Consider the following 22,465-nt stretch of genomic DNA (forward strand, 5'->3'; position numbering starts at 1 on the left):
CTAGGATCGCCCCCACTATGGTCTTCGGCTTCTTGAACAAGCGCCTGTCGCGCAAGTCCCGCGCGAAGATGGTCGGCCAATTGGTCGCTGCACTGAACAGGTTCGATTACGAAGCGGTCGAAAGGCTGATCTCGCCCGACATGAAGGTCGTCGATGCGGGTGGGTACAGGCTGGAAGGCGCCGCAGCGGTTATCGACGCCGACCGCACCTTCCGCGAGCAGGCCGACCGCCCGCAGATCATCGTCGATACGCTCGATCACTGGGGCAAGGGAATGCTCATGCGGGGCCATCTGGAAAGTCCGATGGCGGAAATTGACGGGCCGCTGATGTGGCGGATCGAATTCAGCGGCAATCGTATCGGCCTGATCGAAACCACCCGCCCGCTTGACCGGATGACCGCGCCGATGTTCGCCTCCCGCCGCAGCGCCTCGGCGGCCCGCTAGGCGGCTTCGCCCGCGGCGAAATTCTCGATCTGCACCTTGTGCGCCGTATGGCTGCCGGCCGCGGCCTTGCGCTGTTCGCGCCGCATCGCGGCCAGTGCAGCGCCCGATAGCGGCATGTCCAATGCAGCATAGACGTGGCCGATCTCGGCTTCCCAGTCCGCATTCAGCCGATCGAAATCGACATGCGCAACCTGTCCGGCAAAGCCCGCCAGTGCGCGTTCGATCCGCTGCTGGCGCAGTGCCAGCTTGCGCTGCCATTCGGCGGTGATGGCGGACAGGTCGCGGCGTGTGCTCTGGGGCGCCATCTGGCTCGCCACCAGCGATACCGAACTCTCGACGATCGCGGCCGCGTCGCGGTGCGTCACCACCAGCCGCGCACCGGGGAAGTGCTGCAGCAGCGCGGGCAGGTCTTCGGCGAATTGCGGGCATTTCAGCACCCGCGGGCGGTCGGCATTACCCATCGTCGCCGCGTCCGTCCGCAGGATGCGTGCGAATTCGGCATAGACCGGACCGGGATCGCGCGCCTCGCTCCACGCCACGAAGGACGGGATGTGCCACTGTGCCTCGAAGGTCGCGGGCGATAGCGCTGTGGCAAGCCAGCCGATTTCCTCGTCGATACGGGTCGAACCGAACGGATGCAGGGCATCGAGCCAGGGATTGATCCGCCGCGCGATCGCCAGCGCCGCGGCGGCCTTGAGGGGGCGCCAGTCGGGCGTAACCGGAACCGGGTTGTGGCTGTCGCAGAACCGCGTACCGGCATGGTCCGGGTCCGCGGCCAGGAGCCGGTGCATTCGCGTGGTGCCCGCGCGCATCTGCCCGACGACGACGATCGGGGATGCGATGTCGCCCTGCGGCAAGCTCGGGTCGGTTCGCCATGCGCGGCCCAGTGCATGCCGCTTGCGGATGGCCGAGGTCAGCTGGCCGTAGGCCATCGTGTGGCCCAGCGCATTGAGTTCGGCTTCGCCGCGCAGGCTGGCGCACAGGCGTTCGAGGCGCAGGCGGAAGTCGGCAACTTCTACCCCGCTGCGGCCCGCATGTTCGTCCTGCGCGGCAAAACCGCGGCTGCTCACCTGCCAGAGATATTCGGGGTCGAGCGGCGGCTTGGCGGTGATGCCCTTGCGCCACAGCGCGCCCACCGCGCGGTCGGCCCAATCGGCGGCGCGGGCGGTGGCCAGCGGATTGGGGCGCGGCGGCATGGCCATCGTGCTCAGGAAGCGTCCGCGGTGTCGAGCAGGCCGGCGATGCTCTTCGGGGCTACCTGCTGCCAGCTGCGCCGCAGCCAGTGGGCGGCATCGTCCCAGTCGAGGTCCGCCCGGTTGAGGATGACGCCGATCCATCCACTGGCGCCGTAATAGGCCGGCTTGTGATAGGCATGCGGCTGTGCCTCGACCAGGGTTTCCAGCTCGTCCAGCCCCGCGCATTTCACCAGCAGCGAGACGTGGGGGGCGCCGTGATGCCGGTCGGAGAAATGGGCGAAGAACTTGCCCGATTTCTCGGTCCCGACCCGAAAGCCCGGCGCACCGTGGCTTTCGCGCTCATGTGTTTGCGGCAACGCCAGCGCCAGCGTGCGCACGCGGGCCAGCAGGTGTTGCGGGTCGTTCCAGCGCGAAACGTAATCGGCCAGAACGCGGGGATAGAGCTGGTGCTCGGCCAGCCGGACTCGGGCGGCCAGCACAGCGGGTGTGTCGCCGGGCTGGATCGCAATCGGGATCTGGCCGAGGATTTCGCCCGCATCGAGCTCTTCGGTCACCAGGTGGACACTGGTCCCGCCGTGGCTATCGCCCGCCGCAATCGCGCGCGCATGCGTATCGAGCCCGGGATAGGCGGGCAGCAGCGATGGGTGGATATTGAGCATGCGTCCTTCCCAGCGCCCGACGAAGCCGGGCGTCAGGATGCGCATGTAGCCCGCCAGCACGATATATTGCGCGCCGGCATCGCGCGCCGCCCCTTCCATGGCCGCATCGTGGTCTTCGCGGGCCATGCCCGCGTGTGCCAGCGCGAAGGTGGGGACCCCTTCGGCCCGGGCCAGCGCAAGCGCGGGGGCGGCGGGATCGTTGGCTGCGACAAGTGCGATTTCATAGGGCGAACCGGGCAGGCGGCTGGCATAAAGCAGTGCCGCCATATTGGTGCCCGTGCCCGACACGAACACGGCGACCTTGGCGGTGGCCGTGGCGTGGTCAGGCAAGATGCGTCGCCGACCAGTCCTCGCGCGCGGCCCAGGTGCCGGCCGTGCCGTGCACGCTGCATCCCTTGTCGCCCGCCTCGATGCGGCCCACAGCCAGCACGGTTTCGCCCGCGTCCTCGAGACGGGTGCGAACGATTTCGGCATTGGCGGGCTCGACCGCGAGCACCATCCCTACCCCGCAATTGAAGGTCCGCGCCATTTCGGTGGGTTCGATATTCCCCTGGGCCTGGAGGAAAGCCATCAGGCCCGGTTGCTCCCAGCCATCGGCTTCGACATGGGCATGCGCACCCTCGGGCAGGACGCGGGGGATATTTTCCAGCAGGCCGCCGCCGGTGATATGCGCCATGGCGTCGACCAGCCCGTCGCGCACCAGCGGCAGCAGGCTCCGCACGTAGATCCGCGTCGGTTCGATCAGTGCGTCGATCAGCAAGCGGTCGCGATCGAACAGGGCCGGGCGGTCGAGTTTCCAGCCCTTGTCCTGCGCCAGCCGCCTCACCAGCGAATAGCCGTTCGAATGCACGCCCGAACTGGCAAGGCCAAGCAGCAGGTGGCCGGGCGCGACGCGTTCGCCGGTCAGCTGTTCGCCGCGCTCGACCGCGCCGACGCAAAACCCGGCGAGGTCGTAATCGCCCGCGGCGTACATGCCGGGCATTTCGGCGGTCTCGCCCCCGATCAGCGCGCAGCCGGCCTGTTTGCAGCCCTCGGCGATGCCCGCGATGACGCGCTCGGCCACGCCGTTCTCCAGCTTGCCGGTGGCGAAGTAGTCGAGGAAGAACAGCGGTTCGGCGCCCTGGACGATCAGGTCGTTCACGCACATGGCGACCAAATCCACGCCCACCGTGTCGTGGCGGTCGCTGTCGATGGCCAGCTTGAGCTTGGTGCCCACGCCGTCATTGCCTGCGACCAGCAAGGGATCCTTGTACCCGGCTGCCCTGGGGTCGAAAAAGCCGCCGAAACCGCCGATCTCGCCATCCGCACCGGGACGCATCGTGGCCTTCACCAGCGGGCCGATCGCCTTGACCAGCGCATTGCCCGCCTCGATCGAAACACCCGCCTGTTCGTAGGTGTAGGAAGGGCTGCTGCTGCGCGGTTGGTCACTCATCTGACCCGCCTTACGCTTTCGCGCTTGGATTTCCAGAAGCCTTTCGGCAAAAGGCGCCCTGTTTTCCCCATGATCCGACCGATATCCTCCCCCTTCGCGTTCCGCCGCTTCGCCATCCTCGCAGTGGTCCTGGCCACGCTGTGCGCGCTCAGCGTGGTCGTATGGGCGCAAGTCGGCGGCGAACGCGGGATCGCCCCGGTTGCCTCGAGCAGCGATATCGAAGTGTCGGGAATCGAAGTCGATGTCCGTGCCGAAAGCGGCATCGCCGCGCGCGAACAGGCCTGGGAAGAGGCGCAGCGCAAGGCCTGGGACCGCCTCGAAGGCCCCAGCCTGAGTGATTCGCAGATCGCCGGCCTGGTTTCCGCCGTGGTCATCGAGCGCGAACGGCTGGGACCGAGGCGCTACATCGCCACGCTCGGTATCGTGTTCGACCGGCAGCGCGCGTCGCGCTATCTTGGTTCAGAAGGCGAAGCGACGCGCTCGGCGCCGATGCTGCTGCTGCCGGTGACCGTGTCGGCAGGCACGCAGATGGTCTACGAACAGCGCAATCCGTGGCAGCGTGCCTGGGCCGGCTATCAGGCGGGACAGAGCCGGATCGATTATGTCCGCCCGGCGGGTGCCGGGGGGATTCGCTGCTGCTGACCTATGGCCAGACCGGGCGCCGCAGCCGCACCTGGTGGCGCAATGCGCTCGACCAGTTCGGCGCTGCCGATGTGCTCGTCGCCATTGCGAGCCTGCGGTACACCTATCCCGGCGGGCCGATCGAGGGCACGTTCACAGCGCGTTTTGGCCCCGACAACGCCTATCTCGACGGGTTCGACATGACCGCGGCATCGCCCGCCGAACTTCCGACCATGCTCGAACGCGCCGTGGTGCGCTTCGACCGGATCTTCGAACTCGCGCTGGCGGAAGGCAAGCTGCGGCCCGACCCAACGCTCGACATCGGCACGCCCGAACTTGATCCCGCGCTCCAGCGGCTGCTCGACCTCGGCCGCGCACTGCGGGCGCAGGAGCAGGCTGCGGCAGCCGCGGCATCGCAGCCCACTGCCGAAAGCGGCGATGCGATCACCGCAGCGCCCATCCAGACGCCGCCGCCCGAAGGATCGGTCGCGCTCTACACCGTGCAGGTCGCCACGCCCGATGCCGCCAGTTTCGACGGCGCGGTCTCCAGCGTGCGCGGGACGCCTGGCGTGCGGGCAACGGGCATCCGCAGCACTGCGATCGGCGGAACCTCGGTGATGACGGTCAGCTATTCCGGTTCGATCGGCGAACTGGCCGACGCCCTGCGGGCGCGCGGCTTCACCGTCCGCCAGGGCAGCAACGCGCTCGCCATCAGCCGCTGATTCGCGGGCGATGACCTCGCAGATCGCTCTTCCGCTGATTCCGGCCGGCGCCGGCGAGCCGTCCTCGATCGTGATCGGATCGGGGAACCGCGCAGTGGCCGAAGCGCTGGCGGCGCCGGCCAGCTGGCCGTTCCGCACCGCCATCCTCCATGGGCCGCCGCGCGCGGGCAAGTCTCTGTTCGCGCGCTGGTTCGCCGCGCAGCAGGCGGGGGAGGCGATCGACGATGCCGAAACGCTTGACGAGACCGCGATCTTCCATCGCTGGAACCGCGCGCAGGAAAGCGGCATCCCGCTGCTGCTGGTGGTGGGCGGCGGGGGATGGGACATCGCCTTGCCCGACCTGCGCAGCCGGATGGGGGCTGCATTGCAGCTCGAAATCGGGCCACCCGACGATGCGCTGGCGACCGACCTCATGCTGTCGCATGCCGCCCAGCGCGGCCTGGTTCTGGGCGAGGGTGCACCCGCCTATCTCGTGCCACGAATGGAACGCAGCTATGCCGCGATCGAGAAAATCGTTGGCGAAATCGACCGGCTGAGCCTTGAACGGCAGGTTCCCGCCACCCTATCTGTATGGCGTGATGCACTGGAAGCGGTGCAGGGCCCGGACCAGGGACGCTTGCTTTAACCGCTTCCCGATGGGAGAATAGTGCCCATGTTCGAACGGCTAGTCGCCTATCTCGACAGCGTGAAGGCACGCGATCCGGCTCCCCGCAGCCGCTGGGAAGTGCTGACCTATCCCGGTGTCTGGGCGGTGTTCTACCACCGCATCGCGCATTGGCTGTTCGAAGCGGAACTGTTTTTCCTCGCCCGGTTGGTCAACCACTGGAGCCGGATGGTCACTGCAATCGATATCCACCCGGGCGCGAAGATCGGCAAGAACCTGTTTATCGATCACGGCTTTTCGGTGATCGGCGAAACCGCCGAGATCGGCGACAACGTGACGATCTACCAATGCGTGACGCTTGGCGGCACCAATCCGACCAATGGCAAGGGGGGCAAGCGCCACCCGACCATCTCGGACGAGGTGATCATCGGCTCCGGCGCGCAGGTAATCGGCCCGATCACGGTCGGCCGCCGCGCGCGCATCGGTGCCAATGCGGTTGTCACCGACGAAGTGCCCGAAGGCGCCACCATGATCGGCCTCAAGGCGCGCAGCACGCTGGTGCCGGCCGAACAGTGGCTCAAGGAATTCATTCCCTACGGCACGCCGTGCGACGATCCGTGCGAACCCAGCCGGGATTGCATCGAGAAGCTCGACAGCGAGCTGAAGGCATTGCGCGCCGAAGTCGCCGCGCTGCGCGCAGAACGCGAACCGGCCCAGCGCAACGGGACTGCCGATTGATGGGTTCTTTCGGCGATACGGTCGTCGCCTTCCCGGGTCGCAAGCCGCTGCAGATCGGTTTCAGCCGCGAGGAACTGACGCGGATCCTCGATCTCTACGGGCGGATGGTCGCAGCCGGGCAGTGGCGCGATTACGCGATGGATTTCACCAAGGATTGCGCCGTGTTCGCCGCATTCCGGCGCGCGGCGGAACGGCCGCAGGCGCGGATCGAGAAACGTCCCGCCTTGCGCAACAAACAGGGCATGTGGACGCTGTTCGGCGAACATGGCCAGGTGCTCAAGCGCGGTCATGAATTGCCCGGCGTGATCGCGCCGATGGAACGGCGCCTGCTCAAGACGGTCGACAGCTAGGCAGCGGCCGATACGAAAAGGGCCCGCGCCGCAGCACGAGCCCCTTCCTCGACAAATTGCAAAGCGGATCAGCCGCGGGCGCTGCCCGGGCCGGTTCCGGTGACCTTCTGCATCGCGGTCAGGATCGCGCCCGACTGCTCGCTGCCCGACTGCGGGGCCTTGAGGTTGGAGAAGTCGCTGATCTTGTCCCAATTGGCAGCAAAGCCTTCGACGGTGCGCTCTTCATCGGTGAGCCAGACCGCGTCGTTCATAACCGTCCAGGCCGAGTGGAAGCCGCCCGCACCCGCGCCCACGATGGCGTTGGTGGGCGCGTCTTCGCTGACGAGGAACAGCGCGGCCGGGACCACATTCACCGGGTCGAACAGCTTGAAGGCTTCTTCGGGGAATAGGTCTTCGGTCATGCGCGTGCCCGCCACCGGCGAGATCGTGTTGACCTTGATGTTGTACTTGGCGCCTTCGAGCTGCAGCGTCTTCGTCAGGCCGGCGAGGCCGAGCTTGGCGGCACCGTAGTTGGCCTGGCCGAAATTGCCGAACAGGCCGGTTGACGAAGCGGTCATGAGCACGCGGCCATAGGCCTGCTCGCGCATGGTTTCCCATACCGCCTTGGTGACGTTTGCCGAACCGTTGAGGTGGACGTCGACGACGAATTCGAAATCATCCATCGTCATCTTGGCGAAGGTCTTGTCGCGCAACACGCCGGCATTGTTGATGACGACGTGGACGCCGCCCCACTTCTGCTTGGCGTCGGCAACCATCTTTTCCATCTGTTCGTATTCGGTGACCGAGCCGCCGTTCGAAACGGCTTCGCCGCCGGCCTTCTCGATTTCCTCGACCACCTGCAGTGCCATGTCCGAATGGCCGGTGCCGTCGCGCGAACCGCCGAGATCGTTGACCACGACCTTGGCCCCGCGGCGGCCGAGTTCGAGCGCGTATTCACGGCCCAGACCGCCGCCTGCGCCGGTTACGATGGCTACCTTGTCCTTGAAATCGATGCTCATCGAGCTGCTCCTGCTTTGTCGTTTACGTAAAGGTCAATTGCGCGCCTGCGTGGCATGTTCGCTTCGCACTTGCAACACCGGGTATGGCGGGCCGCCGTTCCGTAGCGGCGGACCGCTCAGCCCAGCCTGGCCAGCGCCGGAACCAGTTCCGCCAGCGAGATCGATCTCCGCATCGGCGCCCAGCTCACCGCGCGGCTTGTCGCAATAGCCGTAGCGCGCGCCGATCACGGGGACGCGGGCCGCGCGCGCTGCGGCAACGTCATACGAGCTATCGCCGACAAAGGCGAGGCTGCCGCCGCCGCCGCGCCGCTGCGCTTCGAAGATCGGGTCCGGCGCGGGCTTTGCCTTGCCCTTGCCCATGGTATCACCGCCGATGATCGCGACGAAATGGTCGGCGAGGTCGAGCGCAGCGAGGATCTGCCGCGCGAAGCTTTCGAACTTGTTGGTCACAACCACCATCGCGATATCGCGTTCGCTCAGCAGGGCGAGCGTTTCGCGGGCATGCGGGTAGGGCTGGGTGTGGACCGCGTTGTTGTCCGCGTAATAGGCCAACATCGCCTTGTAGAGCTTGCGGAATTCGTCGCCGGGCAGGCCGCCCTGCTCGTCCACCGCGCGCTGCAGCATGATCTTTGCGCCGCCGCCGATGAGGTCGCTGGCGTGGTCCGCCGGGACGGGCGCGAAGCCGCCGAGGTCAAGCGCGTGATTGACTGCAGCGCCAAGGTCTCGGTGGGTTTCGAGCAGCGTTCCGTCGAGATCGAAACCGATGATGGAAAAGGGCAGGTCGCTCATGGCAGCGGCGGTGGCGGAAGGTTCTTCAAACTGCAAGCGAATGGTGGCAAGGCACCGCGCATGAACATGACACGCGATTTCGCCGCAATCGTCCTTGCCGCGGGCAAGGGCACCCGTATGAAAAGCGACCTGCACAAGGTCCTGCACCCGATTGCCGGTCGCCCGATGCTCGACCACCTGCTGGCGACCGTCGATGCGCTGCAACCGGCCAAGAAGGTCGTGGTGGTGGGCGCGGGGCGCGACCAGCTCGAAAACGCGCTGGCAGGCAGCGCCGAAACCTGCCTGCAGGAACCGCAGCTGGGTACGGGACATGCGGTCCAGCAGGCCGAGGAGAACCTTGCGGATCACAGCGGCGATGTGCTGGTGCTGTATGGCGATGTGCCCTTCGTGAAGGGCGAGACGATGCAGGCCATGCTCGACCGTCTGCATGCCGAAGATCGGCCGAAAGTCGTGGTATTGGGCTTCGAACCCGACGATCCGGGGCATTACGGGCGGGTCATCGCCGATGCCGACGGGCGGATCGACAAAATGGTCGAATTCAAGGATGCGAGCGAGGAGGAGCGCGCCTGCCGCCTGTGCAATTCGGGCGTCATGGCAGCGCGCAGCGCCGACATGTTCGAGCTGCTCCGCCGCGTGGGCAACGACAATGCGCAGGGCGAATATTACCTCGTCGACATCGTCAACATCGCCAATGCGGACGGCGATAGCTGCGCGGTCGTATCCGCCGACACGCCCGCCGAGGTCACCGGCATCAACAGCCGCGCCGAACTCGCCCGCGCTGAAGCGCAGTGGCAGGAGCTCAAGCGCGAGGAAGCGATGACCGAAGGCGTCACGCTGACCGCGCCCGACACGGTGTTCTTCAGCTGGGATACCGACCTTGCCACCGATGTGACGGTCGAACCGCACGTGGTCTTTGGCCCCGGTGTCAGCGTCGCCCGCGGCGCGCGGATCCGCGCGTTCAGCCATCTCGAGGGGGCGCGCGTCGGGGAAGGGTGCTCGGTCGGTCCCTATGCCCGCCTGCGGCCCGGCGCGGTAATGGAAAAGGACAGCTTCGTCGGCAATTTCGTCGAGATGAAGCAGGCCACGCTGGGCGAGGGGGCCAAGGCGAGCCATCTGACCTATCTCGGCGATGCCGAGGTCGGCGCGGGTGCCAATATCGGCGCGGGCACGATTACCTGCAATTACGATGGCTATTTCAAGCACAAGACGGTGATCGGCGAACGTGCATTCATCGGTTCGAACAGCGCGCTGATCGCTCCGGTGCGGATCGGTGCGGATGCGATCGTGGCAGCGGGCAGCGCGGTCAGCCGCGATGTCGGCGACGGCGATCTGCGCATGGTGCGCGGCGAACAGGTGGTCAAACCCGGCTGGGCCGACCGTTTCCACGATGCGATGAAAAAGAAGAAGGCGGCGGACAGGAAGTGAGGGCGCTGCTCGGCTGCACCCTGTTGCTCGCGTCCTGTGGCAGCGCCGGCGCGGGAAATGATGGTGAACAAGTGGAGCAGCGCGCCGAACAGGCGCCGCCGCCTGCTGGGCCCCTCTCGCCGGTACCGGTCACAGCTGCGTCAGGTTCGCCCGGCCGGACGGTCGAATGCGCTTCGGGCCAAGCCGAGGTGTTTTCGTGCAAGGTTGCAGGCGGCAAGCGGATTGCCATTTGCGGCACGGGCATGGGCACGGGGAGGGGCGAGGCCGAATACCGCTTCGGTGACGGCGAGCCCGAGCTGGTCCTCAGCGGCGGGCGCTGGGCCAGTGTGCCCTATTCCGGCGGCGGCGAAGCGCAGGTTGCCTTTGCCAGCGGCGATACGCGCTACGTCGTCTTCAGCCGCATCGTGCGGACCAATTTCGCTGCCGGCGAACCGAACGACCCGGCCATCAGCGACGGCGTGATCGTGCTCGAAGGTGAAGAGGTGATCGGCATCCAGCTATGCGACGATCCCGATGTCGCGGCAATCGACTACGATCTTGCCGAAGCCCATTTCCCCCGCGCCGACGATCTTTTCAGCTGGGAGGCCGACCTCGCCGAACGCCGAACCCGATAACTGCTGGCTGTGCGGGCGCGCGCTCGGGCGCAAAGTCCAGCTGCATCATCTCGTGCCCAAGGCGAAAAAGGGGCGCATGACCGTGCCGGTGCACCCGATCTGCCACCGCGCGATCCACGCCAATTTCACCAATGCGCAGCTGGCGCGGATCGGCACCGACCGCGACGCGCTGCTTACCGACGAGACCCTTGCGCGGTTCGTGGAATGGGTGGCCGACAAGCCGCCCGATTTCCACGCCCCGACGCGCAGGCCGCGCTGATCAGTCCGCCAGTCGCTGCAGAAGATAGACCATCTGCAGCGCCTGGATCTTGGCGCGCTGTTCGTTGTCGACGCCGCCCGAATGGCCGCCGGTCATGTCCTCGAAGTAGTAATACTCCTGCCCCAGTTCCTTGACCCGTGCCGCGCCCTTGCGCGCATGCGCCGGGTGCGTGCGGTCGTCGGCGGTCGAGGCCCAGAAGAAGGGCGCGGGGTAGTCCTTGCCCTCGAGCAGCTTCTGATAGGGTGAATAGGGCTCGATCCAGGCGCGCTGCTCGTCGATGCGCGGATCGCCATATTCGCCAGTCCACGACGCGCCGCGCCCGATCACGTGATACCGCAGCATGTCGAACAGCGGGATCTGCACGATCGCCGCGTTGAACAGGTCGGGACGCTGGGTGAAGGCCGTGCCCACCAGCAATCCGCCCTGCGAACCGCCCTGGATGCCGAGATGGTCGGGACTGGTGATCCCGCGCGCGACCGCGTCTTCGGCAATCGCGAGGAAATCGTCCCAGGTGCGCTGCTTGTTCTCGCGGATCGCGCTCTGGTGCCAGCCAGGGCCGAATTCGCCACCGCCGCGCATGTTGCCGAGGATGTAGGCGCCGCCGCGTTCGAGCCAGATCTTGCCGATCGAACCGAGGTAGGAGGGCAGGCGCGGCACTTGGAAGCCGCCGTAACCGGTCAGCAATGTCGGATTGCTCCCGTCCATCACCATGCCCTTGGGCTTGACGAGGAAGTAGGGGATCTTGGTCCCGTCCGCGCTGGTCGCCTCGTATTGTTCGACTTCCATGCCTTCGGCGTCGAAATAGCTGGGCGAGGTCTTGATCACTTCGGCCGCGCCGCTGCCGTCGGAATAATAGAGCCGCGACGGGGTGAGGAAGTCGGTGACCGAATACATGATTTCGTCCGACCCTTCCGATGCGGCAGCCACATCGAGGGTCGAATTGTCGGGCAGCTCGATCTCGCTCGAGACCCATTCGCCGTCGACGTGGTCGAATTTGAGCACCCGGCCGCGAACGTTGTCGAGCAGGCTGACGTAAAGGCTCTCGGCGGTGTTCGCCGCGCCCTGCTTGGTCTGCTTGTCCTGCGGGGCCCAGACCAGTGTCTTGGGCGCGCCATTGGGATCGGTCTTGAACTGTTCGAGATCGACCGACACCAGCGCATCGGCCGGGAAGGTCTGGCCGCCGACTTCCCAGTCGACATCGGTCGAGAACAGGAGCTGGCCATCGATCAGGCCGTAGGGCGAGGCCTTGAGCGGCAGCTCCAGCCGGAGCCATTCGCCGTCATGCTGCCAGAAATATTCGGTTTCGTGGAAGCTGACCGCGCGGAAGGCATAGGTGCCGTGAACCTCGCCCGTGTGATCGCGCAGCAACGCCGCGCCCGACCAGACATCGGCTTCCTCGCCGCGCCAGATCTCTTCCGCCTGTTCGATCGGCGTGCCGCGTTTCCAGATGCGCGCTGTGCGCGGATACTGGCTCTCGGTCAGCGTGCCTTCGCCGAAATCGCGGCCCACCAGCAGCGTATCGGCATCGATCCACTCGATCCCGCCCTGGCTCTTCTCGTCGAGCACGAAGCCGCCCTCGACGAAGCTCTTGGTGGCCATGTCGAATTCGCGCAGCACGGTGGCATCCTCGCCCCCGTCGCTCAGCGCGATCATGCACAGGCGATCTTCGGGCGGCAGGCAGGTCGAGCCCTTGTACACCCATTCGCGCCCTTCGGCCTCGGCCAGCGCATCGACGTCAAGCACGGTTTCCCATTGCGGGTTGTCGGAGCGGTAGCTTTCAAGCGTGGTCCGGCGCACCAGCCCGCGCGGGTTCTGCTTGTCCTGCCAGAAATTGTACAGGCCGTCCGGGCGGATCGTGACATAGGGGATGCGATCTTCGCTATCGTAAATCGCGAGCGCCTCGGCCTTGACCGCATCGTAGCGCGGGTCGCCCGCGAGCAGCTCCATCGTCCGCTCGTTCTCGGCGCGGACCCAGTCGAGCGCCTTGTCGCTACGGGCTTCCTCGAGCCAGATGTAACTGTCCTGCTCGGGGCCGGGAATGCCGTCCTGCGCGGCGACGGGGGTGGTGCTTGCAATGGTCATGGCAGTGGCAATGGCCAGCGCGGATGCGAGTTTCAAGGGCAGCTCTCCAGATTTGCTGGAGCATGTTCTGCCTCGGCGTCAGGCCGGCGACAAGCCCGGCCCGGTCACCGGCTGGTGGAAAGAAGATCACGCCGAAGCCATACTGCGAGTCCGCGGTCATGGATGCGTTCTTCGGCGATCACGATGTACCCTTGCGGCAGCGTGGTCTCAACGTAGTCGAGCGTTCCCAGGTTCTGCTGGGTGAATGGCCGGTCGGCGGTCACGACCACCGGCGGACCGGTATCGAGAATACGGCGGACCTCGTCGATCTGGCGCACCTCGAGAGAATTGCGCTCGAGGGCGTTGTTGAGATGGTCGGGGTAGATCAGCCGGGTGGGAAGGCAACTGCCGGTAGCGCTATAGAGCGCTGTAGGACCGTCGAAGACCCACAGACAGGCTTCCTGTTCATCGACATGCGGCTGGATCGCGGCGACCAGTCCATCCATCGCTTCGCGGTGGTTCCGGGAGGCTTCGTAGCGTTCGGGCAGATAGAGCAACCCGATGCAGGCCACGGTCGCCGCGGCCAGTGGGGCCAGCCCCGCCGGTCCTTGGCGATGAAGGAAGGGCAGGGCGACCAGCAGCACCCCGGGGACCAGCGCGGCGAAGTAATAGGCATAGACGGTCGACGGCAGAAATACGGTTGCGACCGAAGCACCGAGCATGGCGCAAAAGAACCGATAGCTCCGCCGATCGGCGGGAGGAGACATGCGCAGGCTTGCGTAGAACCCGGCGAGAGCAAGCACGACGAGCGGCATCAGGAAGAGCGTATGCCGTTCTGCAAACCGCCCCATGGGGGCAGGTTCGCGCAGGAAGAAACTGACGAAATTGGCGAACCAGAATTGGTCCCATCCGCCGACGGCGAAATAGAACAGCCCGACGAGAAGCGTGGGCGCCAGACCCAGTGCAGCGAACGCGATGCCGATCGCCGACAGCTGCGCCAGCGATCGCCCCGAGCGGTACTGCCCCCACAGCGCCCAAAGCCCGAAGAAAACGCATTGTGGCACGACGGTGTACTTCACCTGCAGCGCCAGACCGCCGATCACCATTGCAAGGAGCGCACGCTGCAAGGCCTGAGGGTGGCCCGTATCGCGGACCAGCAATGCCATCCCTAGCATGGCCGGGACATGGTAGATCTCGCTCTGTGCCGAATGCGAGCCATAGATCGTCATCAGCACGATATAGAGAACCGCGGCCGCGCTTGCGGTGACGCTGTCCGTCAAATGGATGGCCAGATTGCGCAGCAGCACGGCGCCCAGCACTATGAAGCCCGTCGCGAGCAACTGGTACGACCACGGGGCGGGCAGCCCGGTGGCATCGGCAAGGCCGAACAATGCGAAGAGACCGAAGGGCTTGCGGTCCCACAGGTCCACGAAGGGCAACTGGCCCTGCCACATCTGGCTGCCGATCAGTGCATAGAGTTGTTCGTCGATGTCGGCATTGTGATCGCCAAGGAATGGAAACCGCACGGCCAGCGCGAACAGTGCGAGAAACAGGACCAGCCACAGACCACGCGCTGCATGGCGCCGCGTCGGCGGCGCTTGTGCCATATCGAAGCTGATTGCCGTCATCGGACCGAATGTCTTCCCGCATGCATGCGGAAACGGCCCTCGCAGCTTGTGGTTAATTATCGGTTGCCACAGCGCAGGCTGCTGCAAACGAAAAGGGCGACCCGTGGGCCGCCCTTTGTAAGGTGCTGTATGGTTAAGGGTCAGCCTTCGACGTGTTCGGCGAGGACCGTCAGCCCGTTTTCGCCGACCTCGGCAAAGCCGCCGCGGACTTCGATCGTTTCGGGTTCGGCGCCTTCGGTCTTGTAGACCTGCACCGCGCCGTCGCGGATCGTCGACATCAGCGGCGCATGACCTTCGAGCACACCGAATTCGCCTTCCGAGCCAGGGACGACCACCATGTGGACATCCTCGGAACGGACCAGCTTCGCCGGTGTGACGAGTTCGAAGCGGAGAGCCATGTGCTTACGATTCCTCGGCCAGCTTCTTGGCCTTTTCGACCGCCTGGTCGATGCCGCCGACCATGTAGAAGGCCGCTTCGGGCAGGTGATCGTATTCGCCGTCGACCACCGCCTTGAACGAGGCGACCGTGTCTTCGAGCTGGACGAACTGGCCGGGAATGTTGGTGAACACCTCGGCGACGTGGAACGGCTGCGACAGGAACTTCTGGATCTTGCGCGCACGGGCCACGGTCAGCTTATCTTCTTCCGACAGCTCGTCCATGCCCAGGATGGCGATGATGTCCTGGAGGCTCTTGTACTTCTGCAGCGTTTCCTGGACGCGGCGGGCGGTGTTGTAATGCTCCTCGCCGACAACGCGCGGTTCGAGCACGCGGCTGGTCGAGTCGAGCGGGTCGACGGCCGGGTAGATACCCAGTTCCGAGATCGCACGGTTGAGCGTGGTGGTCGCGTCGAGGTGGGCGAACGAGGTGGCCGGGGCCGGGTCGGTAAGGTCGTCAGCGGGAACGTAGATGGCCTGGACCGAGGTGATCGAACCCTTGTTGGTCGAGGTGATGCGTTCCTGCAGGTTACCCATGTCGGTCGACAGCGTCGGCTGGTAACCCACGGCCGAAGGAATGCGGCCGAGCAATGCGGACACTTCCGAACCCGCCTGCGTGAAGCGGAAGATGTTGTCGACGAAGAACAGCACGTCCTGGCCTTCGACGTCGCGGAAGTATTCCGCCATGGTCAGGCCCGACAGTGCAACGCGGGCACGTGCGCCCGGCGGTTCGTTCATCTGGCCGAACACCAGCGCAACCTTCGAACCTTCCGAGATGGCATTGCCGTCGGCGTCCTTGGCGATAACGCCGGCGTCGAGGAATTCGTGATAGAGGTCGTTACCCTCGCGGGTCCGTTCACCGACACCGGCGAAGACGGACACGCCGCCATGGCCCTTGGCGATGTTGTTGATCAGTTCCTGGATCAGCACGGTCTTGCCGACGCCGGCACCGCCGAACAGGCCGATCTTGCCGCCGCGTGCATAGGGCGCGAGCAGGTCGATGACCTTGATCCCGGTGACGAGGATGGCCGCGTCGGTCGACTGGTCGACGAACAGCGGGGCCTCGGCGTGGATCGGCATCGTCTGGTCGGCGCCGACCGGGCCGCGTTCGTCGATCGGCTCGCCGATGACGTTCATGATGCGGCCAAGGGTCTTCGGACCGACCGGGACCGAGATCTGCGCGCCGGTGTTGACGACTTCCTGGCCGCGGACGAGGCCGTCGGTGCCGTCCATGGCGATCGTGCGAACGGTGTTTTCACCGAGGTGCTGCGCCACTTCGAGGACCAGCGTGTTGTCGCCGTTCTTCGTTTCGAGCGCGGTCAGGATGGCGGGCAGTTCGCCTTCGAACTGCACGTCGACGACGGCGCCGATAACCTGGCTGATGGTGCCGTTGGGCGATTTGTTGAGTACGGGTGCGGTGGCCATGATCTATGTCCTGACTTGGGGTTTATCGCGTCTTAACCGACGCAGACATTTTCCGGATCGGCGAAGGTCCATTCGCCTTCGCCAGCAGTGAGTGTCGCCTTGTTGCGCAGATATTCGTCGTCGCCGAGGCCGAACTCGCACACGACGTCGGGCGAACCCATGCCGGCGCGCTTGCACATCGCGGTGTTGATCGGTCCCTCGTCCGGGCAGGCTTCGGCGTATTTTTCCGTCAGCAACGCCTGGTCGGGCGCGGGCAAGGTTTCGATCGGTTCGGGCGTCACGACCTGTTCGGGCGCAGTCTGGGCGGCGGGTTCTTCGCCGCAAGCTGCGAGCAGGGCGAGGGGCAGGAGGAGGGCAAGCTTGTTCACGTAGGGTCCTTAGAGAGCTTCCGCACCGGCGATGATTTCGATCAGCTCGGTGGTAATAGCGGCCTGGCGGCTGCGGTTGTACTGGATGGTCAGCTTGTTGATCAGATCGCCGGCGTTGCGCGTGGCATTGTCCATGGCGGTCATCGAGGCTCCCTGTTCGGACGCCTCGCGTTCGAGCAGCGAACCGAACAGCTGCGTCTTGACGTAGCGCGGCAGCAGTTCCTCGAGGATTTCCTCCTCACCGGGTTCGTAATCGACCACCGCGTCGCCGCCGGTCCCGGCATCGCTTTCGGGCGAGGGGACGGGGATCAGCTGGTCGACGGTCGGGTCCTGCGCCAGTGCCGAGCGGAAGACCGGGTAGATCAGGTGGGCAATGTCGAATTCGCCCTGCTCGAAGCGGCCGATCAGATCGTCGGCGATCGCTTCGGCTTCCTCGAACCCGGGGGTGCGGACCTCGGAGGTGTCGAAATGCTTTTCGATACGTTCGGCGAAATCGCGCTTGATGGGCGCGCGGCCCTTCTTGCCGACGAGATAGAAGCGCACTTCCTTGCCTTCGGCGATCAGCGACCGGGCCTTGGCCTTGGCGGCCTTGACGATGTTGGCGTTGAGACCGCCGCACAGGCCCTTGTCGGTGTTGACCACCACCAGCAGGTGACGCTGGTCGGCGCCATTGCCGGCCAGCAGCTGAGGCGCGCTGTCGCCGCTGACCTTGCCGGCCAGCGATGCCATCACGCCCGAAAGCCGTTCGGCATAGGGGCGTGCGGCTTCGGCCGCAGCCTGCGCACGGCGCAGCTTGGCCGCTGCCACCATCTGCTTGGCCTTGGTGATCTTCTGGGTCGACTTGACCGAGTTGATACGGCCCTTGAGTTCCTTGAGGCTAGCCATTTCGGCTCCCTATCTTCGTGTCTCTGGGCTCAGGCGAACTGCTTGGCGAAGGTCTTGAGCGCGTCGATGACCTTGTTCTTGGTGTCGTCTTCGAACTTGCCGGTGGTGCGGATCTCTTCCAGCACGCCAGCGTGTTCCGTGCGCATGTAGCTGAGCATCTGCTCTTCGTACTCGGTCACACGGTCGACGGGCACGCTGTCGATATAGCCATTGGTGCCGGCGAAGATCGAGACGGTCTGCTCTTCGAACGGCATCGGCGAGAACTGCGGCTGCTTGAGCAGCTCGGTCAGGCGTGCACCGCGGTTGAGCAGACGCTGCGTCGCAGCATCGAGGTCCGAACCGAACTGCGCGAAGGCCGCCATTTCACGGTACTGCGCGAGGTCGAGCTTCATCGAACCCGAAACCTTCTTCATGGCCTTGGTCTGGGCGGCGCCGCCGACACGGCTGACCGACAAGCCGACGTTGATGGCCGGACGGACGCCCTGGTAGAAGAGGTCGGTTTCGAGGAAGATCTGGCCGTCGGTGATCGAGATCACGTTGGTCGGGATGTAAGCCGAAACGTCGCCCGCCTGCGTTTCGATGATCGGCAGCGCGGTCAGCGAACCGCCGCCCTCGGCCTTGCTCATCTTCGCCGCGCGCTCGAGCAGGCGGCTGTGCAGGTAGAACACGTCACCCGGGTAGGCTTCGCGGCCCGGAGGACGACGCAGCAGCAGCGACATCTGGCGATAGGCCACGGCCTGCTTGGAGAGGTCGTCGTAGCAGATCACGGCGTGCATGCCGTTATCGCGGAAATATTCACCCATCGCGCAGCCGGTGTAGGGCGCGAGATACTGCAGCGGGGCAGGCTCCGAAGCGGTCGCGGCGATGACGATCGAATATTCCATCGCGCCGTTTTCTTCGAGCTGCTTGACGATCTGCGCCACGGTCGAACGCTTCTGGCCGACCGCGACATAGACGCAGTAGAGCTTCTTGTTCTCGTCGTCGCCGGCGTTCGCTTCCTTCTGGTTGATGAAGGTGTCGATCGCGACGGCAGACTTGCCGGTCTGACGGTCGCCGATGATCAGCTCGCGCTGGCCGCGGCCGACGGGGACGAGGGCGTCGACGGCCTTCAGGCCCGACTGGACGGGTTCGGAAACCGATTCGCGCGGGATGATGCCCGGTGCCTTCACTTCGACGCGGCGGCGTTCGGTCGATTCGATCGGGCCCTTGCCGTCGATCGGGTTGCCGAGCGCATCGACCACGCGGCCGAGCAGGCCCTTGCCGACGGGGACGTCGACGATGGTGTTGGTCCGCTTGACGCTGTCGCCTTCGCCGATTTCCTGGTCCGAGCCGAAGATCACCGCACCGACATTGTCGGCTTCGAGGTTCAACGCCATGCCCTGAACGCCGTTGGCGAATTCGATCATCTCGCCGGCCTGCACGTTGTCGAGGCCGTGGATGCGGGCGATACCGTCACCCACCGACAGCACGGTGCCGACTTCGCTGACTTCGGCTTCGGTCCCGAAATTGGCGATCTGGTCCTTGATGACCTTGGAGATTTCTGCGGCGCGGATATCCATGATGTGTGTCCTTTAAGCCTTCATGGCTTGCGAAAGCGAATTGAGACGGGTGCGGATCGAAGCGTCGATACGCTTCGATCCGATGGTGACGACGAGGCCGCCGAGCAGATCGGGCTCGACCTTCGTGGAAAGTTTGACCGTACGCCCCTCGCGGGCGGTCAGCCTGGCCTTGAGATCGGCCAGCTGCGTATCGGTAAGTGCATGGGCGCTGGTGACTTCGGCCGTCACTTCGCCGCGCTGCGCGGCAGCGATCGAGCGGAAGGCGCGGATCACCTTGGGTAGTTCGGCAAGTCGGCGGTTCTGCGCCAGCACGCCGAGGAAATTCTGCGTCAGCTCGGTCACGCCGAGGATCGCGGAAACACCCCACAGGGCCTTCTGCGCATCGCTGCGGCCAACCTTGGGATTGGTGGTGACGGCGGCGAGCTCGCTCGATTCGGCGAGAGCGGTCTCGAGCTGGCCGAGATCCGATTCGACCGCAGTCACGGTTCCGTTTTCGCTGGCGAGATCGAACAGGGCCGAAGCGTAACGCCCTGCCAGGCTAGCCTGAATACCGGCGGAATTATCCACGCGCTTAAGATCCTCTCGGGTCCGGAAGAAAAGTCTGTGTGACCAAGCCGGTCATGGGCCGACGGGAGTCGCCCCGGAAGGTCGGCGCGCGCCTAGCAAAGCCCCCGACGATGGCAAGCCGCCTGCGGGTGGGGAATCTGGACTCCGGGCGGCGTTGGCGTAGAGTGGGTGGCATAAAACAACCGTTCACCGGGGAGAGAAACGTTGGAAATGGTGCCCTTGGCGCCCCGCTGCGGGGTGGAGTTCAAAGATGTGAAGCTGGCCGAGGCGCAGGGGCCGGTGCTCGATGCGATCCGGCAGGCGATCTTCGGACACGGCGTCGCCTTGTTTCGCGGGCAGGACGATTTCACCCCCGAAGCGCATATCGCCTTTGCCCGGCGCTGGGGCGGGATCGACATCAACAATTATTTCCCGCTCACCGCCGACCATCCCGAAATCGCGGTGGTCCGCAAGCGCGCCGACCAGGTCACCAATATCGGCGGCGGGTGGCACACCGACCATTCCTACGACCAGGTGCCCGCGATGGGATCGATCCTCGTGGCGCGCACCCTGCCGCCGAGCGGCGGTGATACGCTGTGGGCGCATATGGGCGCGGCCTATGATGCGTTGCCGGACACGCTCAAGCAGGAGATCGAGGGGCTCGAAGCCTATCACACCGCCGACCATATCTATGAGGAAGGCGGGCTCTACGCGCAGACCGACATGGGCCGCGACCTGCGCGGTCAGTCGATCACCACCGGGGCCACGCATCCGGTGGTGATCCGCCACCCGCAGACCGGGCGCAAGCTGCTTTACGTCAACAGCGCCTTCACCATCAATATCGTCGGGCGAAGCCGTGAAGACAGCCTGCCGCTGCTCCAGCGGCTCTATGATGCGGCGACAGCGGCGGACAACACCTGCCGGGTGGCATGGGAACCGGGCTCGGTGGCGATCTGGGACAATCGCACGACCTGGCACCTCGCGATGAACGACTATCAGGGCCATGCCCGCGAAATGCACCGCATCACGCTGACCGGCGAACCGCTGGCGGCCTAGTTCCGGGCGTTACACTCGTACACCAGCCGCTCGTTGGCCTGCTGCGGCAACTGGCCAAGCACTTCGCCCTGCAACTCGCCCAGCCGCGCGGCGGCATTGTCGCTGCCGCATTCGGGCGCGGTGTATTTGCCGCGTGCTTCGCGGGCTTCGGTCATCGCGCTGCGCGGCAGCAGATAGCGTTCGGAGCGGAAGATGCGGCGGTCGGGGTCGAAGCTGTTGACCGAGACCGCGTCTTCCGAATTGGGCACGAACACCCGGCTCCAGCTGCCGCCGGCAAAACCGTATTGCGTGCGGGTGTTCACGCATCCGTCGGGCGTCCAGTCGAATTCGATATCCTCGACCTTGGCGCTGGTGATCCGGCTGCGTTCGGGGATCAGCCGGCACAGGAGCGCATAATCTTCGCCGCCAGCGGCGGGGCCGGGTTCGGCGGCGCCTTGCCCGTCCTGCATCGCGGCGGCGACGCGCCGGTCGATCTCGTCGAGCCCGGGACGGGTCAGATAGGCCGCCAGCGCCGCAAGCACGACCACGGCGGTCGCGCCCGCCGCGATCCGCAACCGGGTCTCGTCGCGCGGCTCTGCGCGCCACAGCGTCATCGCCCAATGGCCCAGCCCGAAGGCCACCAGCAGTAGGACGAACGACAGGAAGACGCGGTCCTCTCGCTCGACGATCACGCCCTGTTCGGCTTCGAGCAGCGCGCGCTCGCGCTGGGTGCGGCGCTCTTCGGCGCGTTCGGCCAGATCGGCGCGCGCAGCCATCTGTTCGCGCTCGAGCCGCTCGCGTTCGGCCTCGTCGAGATCGGCCATAGACCGGCAGGTGCTGGTGTTGATCCGCGGCTCGACATCGTTGGCGCGCAGGAAGGGCACCAGCTCGCGGTTCGATACGGCGAAGAAGAACTCGGCGTCGCCGCCGTCATTGTCCGCCCCGAAGCTGTTCACCCCGACCACCCGGCCGCACGGATCGAGCAGCGGGCCGCCCGAATTTCCGCGCGCGATGGGGGCGGTGTGCAGGATGGTGTCGAATTGGCGGCTGGGCCGCGCACCCGATATGAACCCACGGCTCTTGACCGGGGGCTGGCTGCGGAAGATATCGCTGATATCGAGCCCCTGCGCACGATCGACATTCATCGGATAGCCGACGCTGGTCACCTCGCCGCTGTCGGGCGGCATCCCGCCGGCCAGCGCCAGCGGGGGCAGGCGCAGGTCCCCGGTAATGCGGATGAGTGCCAGATCGTTGCGCGCCAGCACCGCGATGATCCGGCCATAGACCGCTTCGCCGCCGCCGGTCGGGACGATGCCGATCTGCATTCCCTCGTCACGCAGTGCATCGCGCACCACATGCGCATTGGTGACCACCGTATCGCCAGTGACCGCGAAGCCGGTGCCATGGCTGATCGGGAACAGTTCGCCGTCGCGCTCGCCCACGATCACCACCCGCACCACGCCACGCGCGGCCGCGTCGATATCCGCGGGTTCGGCGTGGGCGGGCACGGACGCCAGCAGCGGCGCGAGCAGCGCAAGCAGCGCGGCGATAGGGGTGAAAAAGCGGGCCATTGCGGCGCCTTGTGACGATCATTCGCTTTGACCGCAAGGCGCGGGATGCCAGCGCAATTCGGTGCGGGCACAAGCGTTGCCCTTGCGCTATGAAGGGCACTG

Annotated in this window: 24 protein-coding genes; 10 read left to right on the forward strand and 14 right to left on the reverse strand. The window is 65.7% G+C overall.

Going from position 1 to position 22,465, the window contains the following annotated elements; genetic code table 11:
- Positions 1-17: 17 nt before the first annotated feature.
- A complete protein-coding gene (locus tag WKH79_RS01200; RefSeq protein ID WP_341859358.1) occupies positions 18-443 on the forward strand; it encodes a hypothetical protein in 426 nt (141 codons plus the stop codon).
- On the opposite strand, the gene WKH79_RS01205 is transcribed toward WKH79_RS01200, so the two are convergent.
- Genes WKH79_RS01205 through purM form a run of 3 tightly spaced genes read right to left on the reverse strand, consistent with a single transcriptional unit; the run spans position 440 to position 3,730 of the window.
- The gene (locus tag WKH79_RS01205) at positions 440-1,645 is read right to left on the reverse strand and encodes a sulfotransferase (protein WP_341859359.1); all 1,206 of its coding nucleotides are present in this window, start codon (positions 1,643-1,645) and stop codon (positions 440-442) included. The genes WKH79_RS01200 and WKH79_RS01205 overlap by 4 nt on opposite strands.
- Before the next feature lie 5 nt (positions 1,646-1,650).
- Positions 1,651-2,628, reverse strand: coding sequence for a phosphoribosylglycinamide formyltransferase (gene purN / locus WKH79_RS01210; protein WP_341859360.1), 978 nt, complete (start codon positions 2,626-2,628; stop codon positions 1,651-1,653).
- Positions 2,621-3,730, reverse strand: a complete 1,110-nt coding sequence (gene purM / locus WKH79_RS01215) for a phosphoribosylformylglycinamidine cyclo-ligase (RefSeq protein ID WP_341859361.1) — start codon at positions 3,728-3,730, stop codon at positions 2,621-2,623. The genes purN and purM overlap by 8 nt, the downstream gene beginning before the upstream one ends.
- 69 nt (positions 3,731-3,799) lie before the next feature.
- On the opposite strand from purM, the gene WKH79_RS01220 reads away from it, so the two are divergent.
- Genes WKH79_RS01220 through WKH79_RS01240 form a run of 5 tightly spaced genes read left to right on the forward strand, consistent with a single transcriptional unit; the run spans position 3,800 to position 6,765 of the window.
- The gene (locus tag WKH79_RS01220) at positions 3,800-4,372 is read left to right on the forward strand and encodes a hypothetical protein (protein ID WP_341859362.1); all 573 of its coding nucleotides are present in this window, start codon (positions 3,800-3,802) and stop codon (positions 4,370-4,372) included.
- Positions 4,282-5,073 carry a hypothetical protein gene (locus WKH79_RS01225; protein ID WP_341859363.1) on the forward strand — a complete coding sequence of 264 codons (792 nt, stop codon included), beginning with the start codon at positions 4,282-4,284 and terminating at the stop codon, positions 5,071-5,073. Before WKH79_RS01220 ends, WKH79_RS01225 begins: the two co-directional genes overlap by 91 nt.
- A 10-nt stretch (positions 5,074-5,083) precedes the next feature.
- Entirely contained in the window at positions 5,084-5,698 is a 615-nt protein-coding gene (locus WKH79_RS01230; RefSeq protein ID WP_160766541.1) for an ATPase, read from the forward strand.
- 27 nt (positions 5,699-5,725) lie between these two features.
- On the forward strand, positions 5,726-6,415 hold the full coding sequence (epsC, locus tag WKH79_RS01235; protein WP_050600261.1) for a serine O-acetyltransferase EpsC: 690 nt from the start codon (positions 5,726-5,728) through the stop codon (positions 6,413-6,415).
- Positions 6,415-6,765 carry a DUF2794 domain-containing protein gene (locus tag WKH79_RS01240; RefSeq protein ID WP_063505254.1) on the forward strand — a complete coding sequence of 117 codons (351 nt, stop codon included), beginning with the start codon at positions 6,415-6,417 and terminating at the stop codon, positions 6,763-6,765. Before epsC ends, WKH79_RS01240 begins: the two co-directional genes overlap by 1 nt.
- Positions 6,766-6,833: 68 nt before the next feature.
- On the opposite strand, the gene WKH79_RS01245 is transcribed toward WKH79_RS01240, so the two are convergent.
- Together WKH79_RS01245 and WKH79_RS01250 are read right to left on the reverse strand one after the other, a co-directional pair.
- Positions 6,834-7,763, reverse strand: a complete 930-nt coding sequence (locus WKH79_RS01245; protein WP_341859364.1) for an SDR family NAD(P)-dependent oxidoreductase — start codon at positions 7,761-7,763, stop codon at positions 6,834-6,836.
- A gap of 33 nt (positions 7,764-7,796) precedes the next feature.
- Positions 7,797-8,552 carry an HAD hydrolase-like protein gene (locus WKH79_RS01250; RefSeq protein WP_341859365.1) on the reverse strand — a complete coding sequence of 252 codons (756 nt, stop codon included), beginning with the start codon at positions 8,550-8,552 and terminating at the stop codon, positions 7,797-7,799.
- A 66-nt stretch (positions 8,553-8,618) separates the two neighbouring features.
- Here WKH79_RS01250 and glmU point away from each other — a divergent pair, with 66 nt between their 5' ends.
- The 3 genes from glmU to WKH79_RS01265 all read left to right on the forward strand — a co-directional run bounded on the left by glmU (position 8,619) and on the right by WKH79_RS01265 (position 10,850).
- Positions 8,619-9,977 (forward strand): bifunctional UDP-N-acetylglucosamine diphosphorylase/glucosamine-1-phosphate N-acetyltransferase GlmU, encoded by a 1,359-nt coding sequence (gene glmU, locus WKH79_RS01255; RefSeq protein WP_341860077.1) that lies wholly within the window; start codon positions 8,619-8,621, stop codon positions 9,975-9,977.
- Between the two features lie 242 nt (positions 9,978-10,219).
- Positions 10,220-10,591, forward strand: a complete 372-nt coding sequence (locus tag WKH79_RS01260; protein WP_341859366.1) for a hypothetical protein — start codon at positions 10,220-10,222, stop codon at positions 10,589-10,591.
- The gene (locus tag WKH79_RS01265) at positions 10,545-10,850 is read left to right on the forward strand and encodes an HNH endonuclease (protein ID WP_230833479.1); all 306 of its coding nucleotides are present in this window, start codon (positions 10,545-10,547) and stop codon (positions 10,848-10,850) included. The genes WKH79_RS01260 and WKH79_RS01265 overlap by 47 nt, the downstream gene beginning before the upstream one ends.
- Here the strand turns inward: WKH79_RS01265 and WKH79_RS01270 are convergent, their stop codons facing one another.
- From WKH79_RS01270 to WKH79_RS01305, 8 genes are all read right to left on the reverse strand, one after another.
- Positions 10,851-12,932, reverse strand: coding sequence for a prolyl oligopeptidase family serine peptidase (locus WKH79_RS01270; RefSeq protein ID WP_341859367.1), 2,082 nt, complete (start codon positions 12,930-12,932; stop codon positions 10,851-10,853).
- Between the two features lie 104 nt (positions 12,933-13,036).
- A complete protein-coding gene (locus WKH79_RS01275; RefSeq protein ID WP_341859368.1) occupies positions 13,037-14,539 on the reverse strand; it encodes a hypothetical protein in 1,503 nt (500 codons plus the stop codon).
- Positions 14,540-14,679: 140 nt separating this feature from the next.
- The gene (locus WKH79_RS01280) at positions 14,680-14,937 is read right to left on the reverse strand and encodes an ATP synthase F1 subunit epsilon (RefSeq protein WP_050600268.1); all 258 of its coding nucleotides are present in this window, start codon (positions 14,935-14,937) and stop codon (positions 14,680-14,682) included.
- A gap of 4 nt (positions 14,938-14,941) precedes the next feature.
- On the reverse strand, positions 14,942-16,399 hold the full coding sequence (atpD, locus tag WKH79_RS01285) for a F0F1 ATP synthase subunit beta (protein ID WP_050600269.1): 1,458 nt from the start codon (positions 16,397-16,399) through the stop codon (positions 14,942-14,944).
- A 32-nt stretch (positions 16,400-16,431) separates the two neighbouring features.
- The gene (locus WKH79_RS01290; protein ID WP_341859369.1) at positions 16,432-16,767 is read right to left on the reverse strand and encodes a hypothetical protein; all 336 of its coding nucleotides are present in this window, start codon (positions 16,765-16,767) and stop codon (positions 16,432-16,434) included.
- Positions 16,768-16,776: 9 nt separating this feature from the next.
- Complete coding sequence (locus WKH79_RS01295; protein WP_269420744.1) at positions 16,777-17,652, reverse strand: F0F1 ATP synthase subunit gamma; 876 nt, start codon at positions 17,650-17,652, stop codon at positions 16,777-16,779.
- Between the two features lie 29 nt (positions 17,653-17,681).
- Entirely contained in the window at positions 17,682-19,211 is a 1,530-nt protein-coding gene (gene atpA, locus WKH79_RS01300) for a F0F1 ATP synthase subunit alpha (protein ID WP_341859370.1), read from the reverse strand.
- Positions 19,212-19,223: 12 nt separating this feature from the next.
- Positions 19,224-19,778, reverse strand: coding sequence for a F0F1 ATP synthase subunit delta (locus WKH79_RS01305; RefSeq protein WP_050600273.1), 555 nt, complete (start codon positions 19,776-19,778; stop codon positions 19,224-19,226).
- 210 nt (positions 19,779-19,988) lie between these two features.
- Between WKH79_RS01305 and WKH79_RS01310 the strand changes: the two genes are divergently transcribed.
- On the forward strand, positions 19,989-20,813 hold the full coding sequence (locus tag WKH79_RS01310; RefSeq protein WP_341860078.1) for a TauD/TfdA family dioxygenase: 825 nt from the start codon (positions 19,989-19,991) through the stop codon (positions 20,811-20,813).
- On the opposite strand, the gene WKH79_RS01315 is transcribed toward WKH79_RS01310, so the two are convergent.
- Positions 20,810-22,363, reverse strand: a complete 1,554-nt coding sequence (locus WKH79_RS01315) for a serine protease (protein WP_341859371.1) — start codon at positions 22,361-22,363, stop codon at positions 20,810-20,812. The two genes, WKH79_RS01310 and WKH79_RS01315, sit on opposite strands and share 4 nt — an antisense overlap.
- Positions 22,364-22,465: the final 102 nt, after the last annotated feature.

Source organism: Qipengyuania sp. GPGPB31 (genome assembly GCF_038396345.1).
In the GTDB taxonomy this organism is placed as follows: domain Bacteria; phylum Pseudomonadota; class Alphaproteobacteria; order Sphingomonadales; family Sphingomonadaceae; genus Qipengyuania; species Qipengyuania citrea.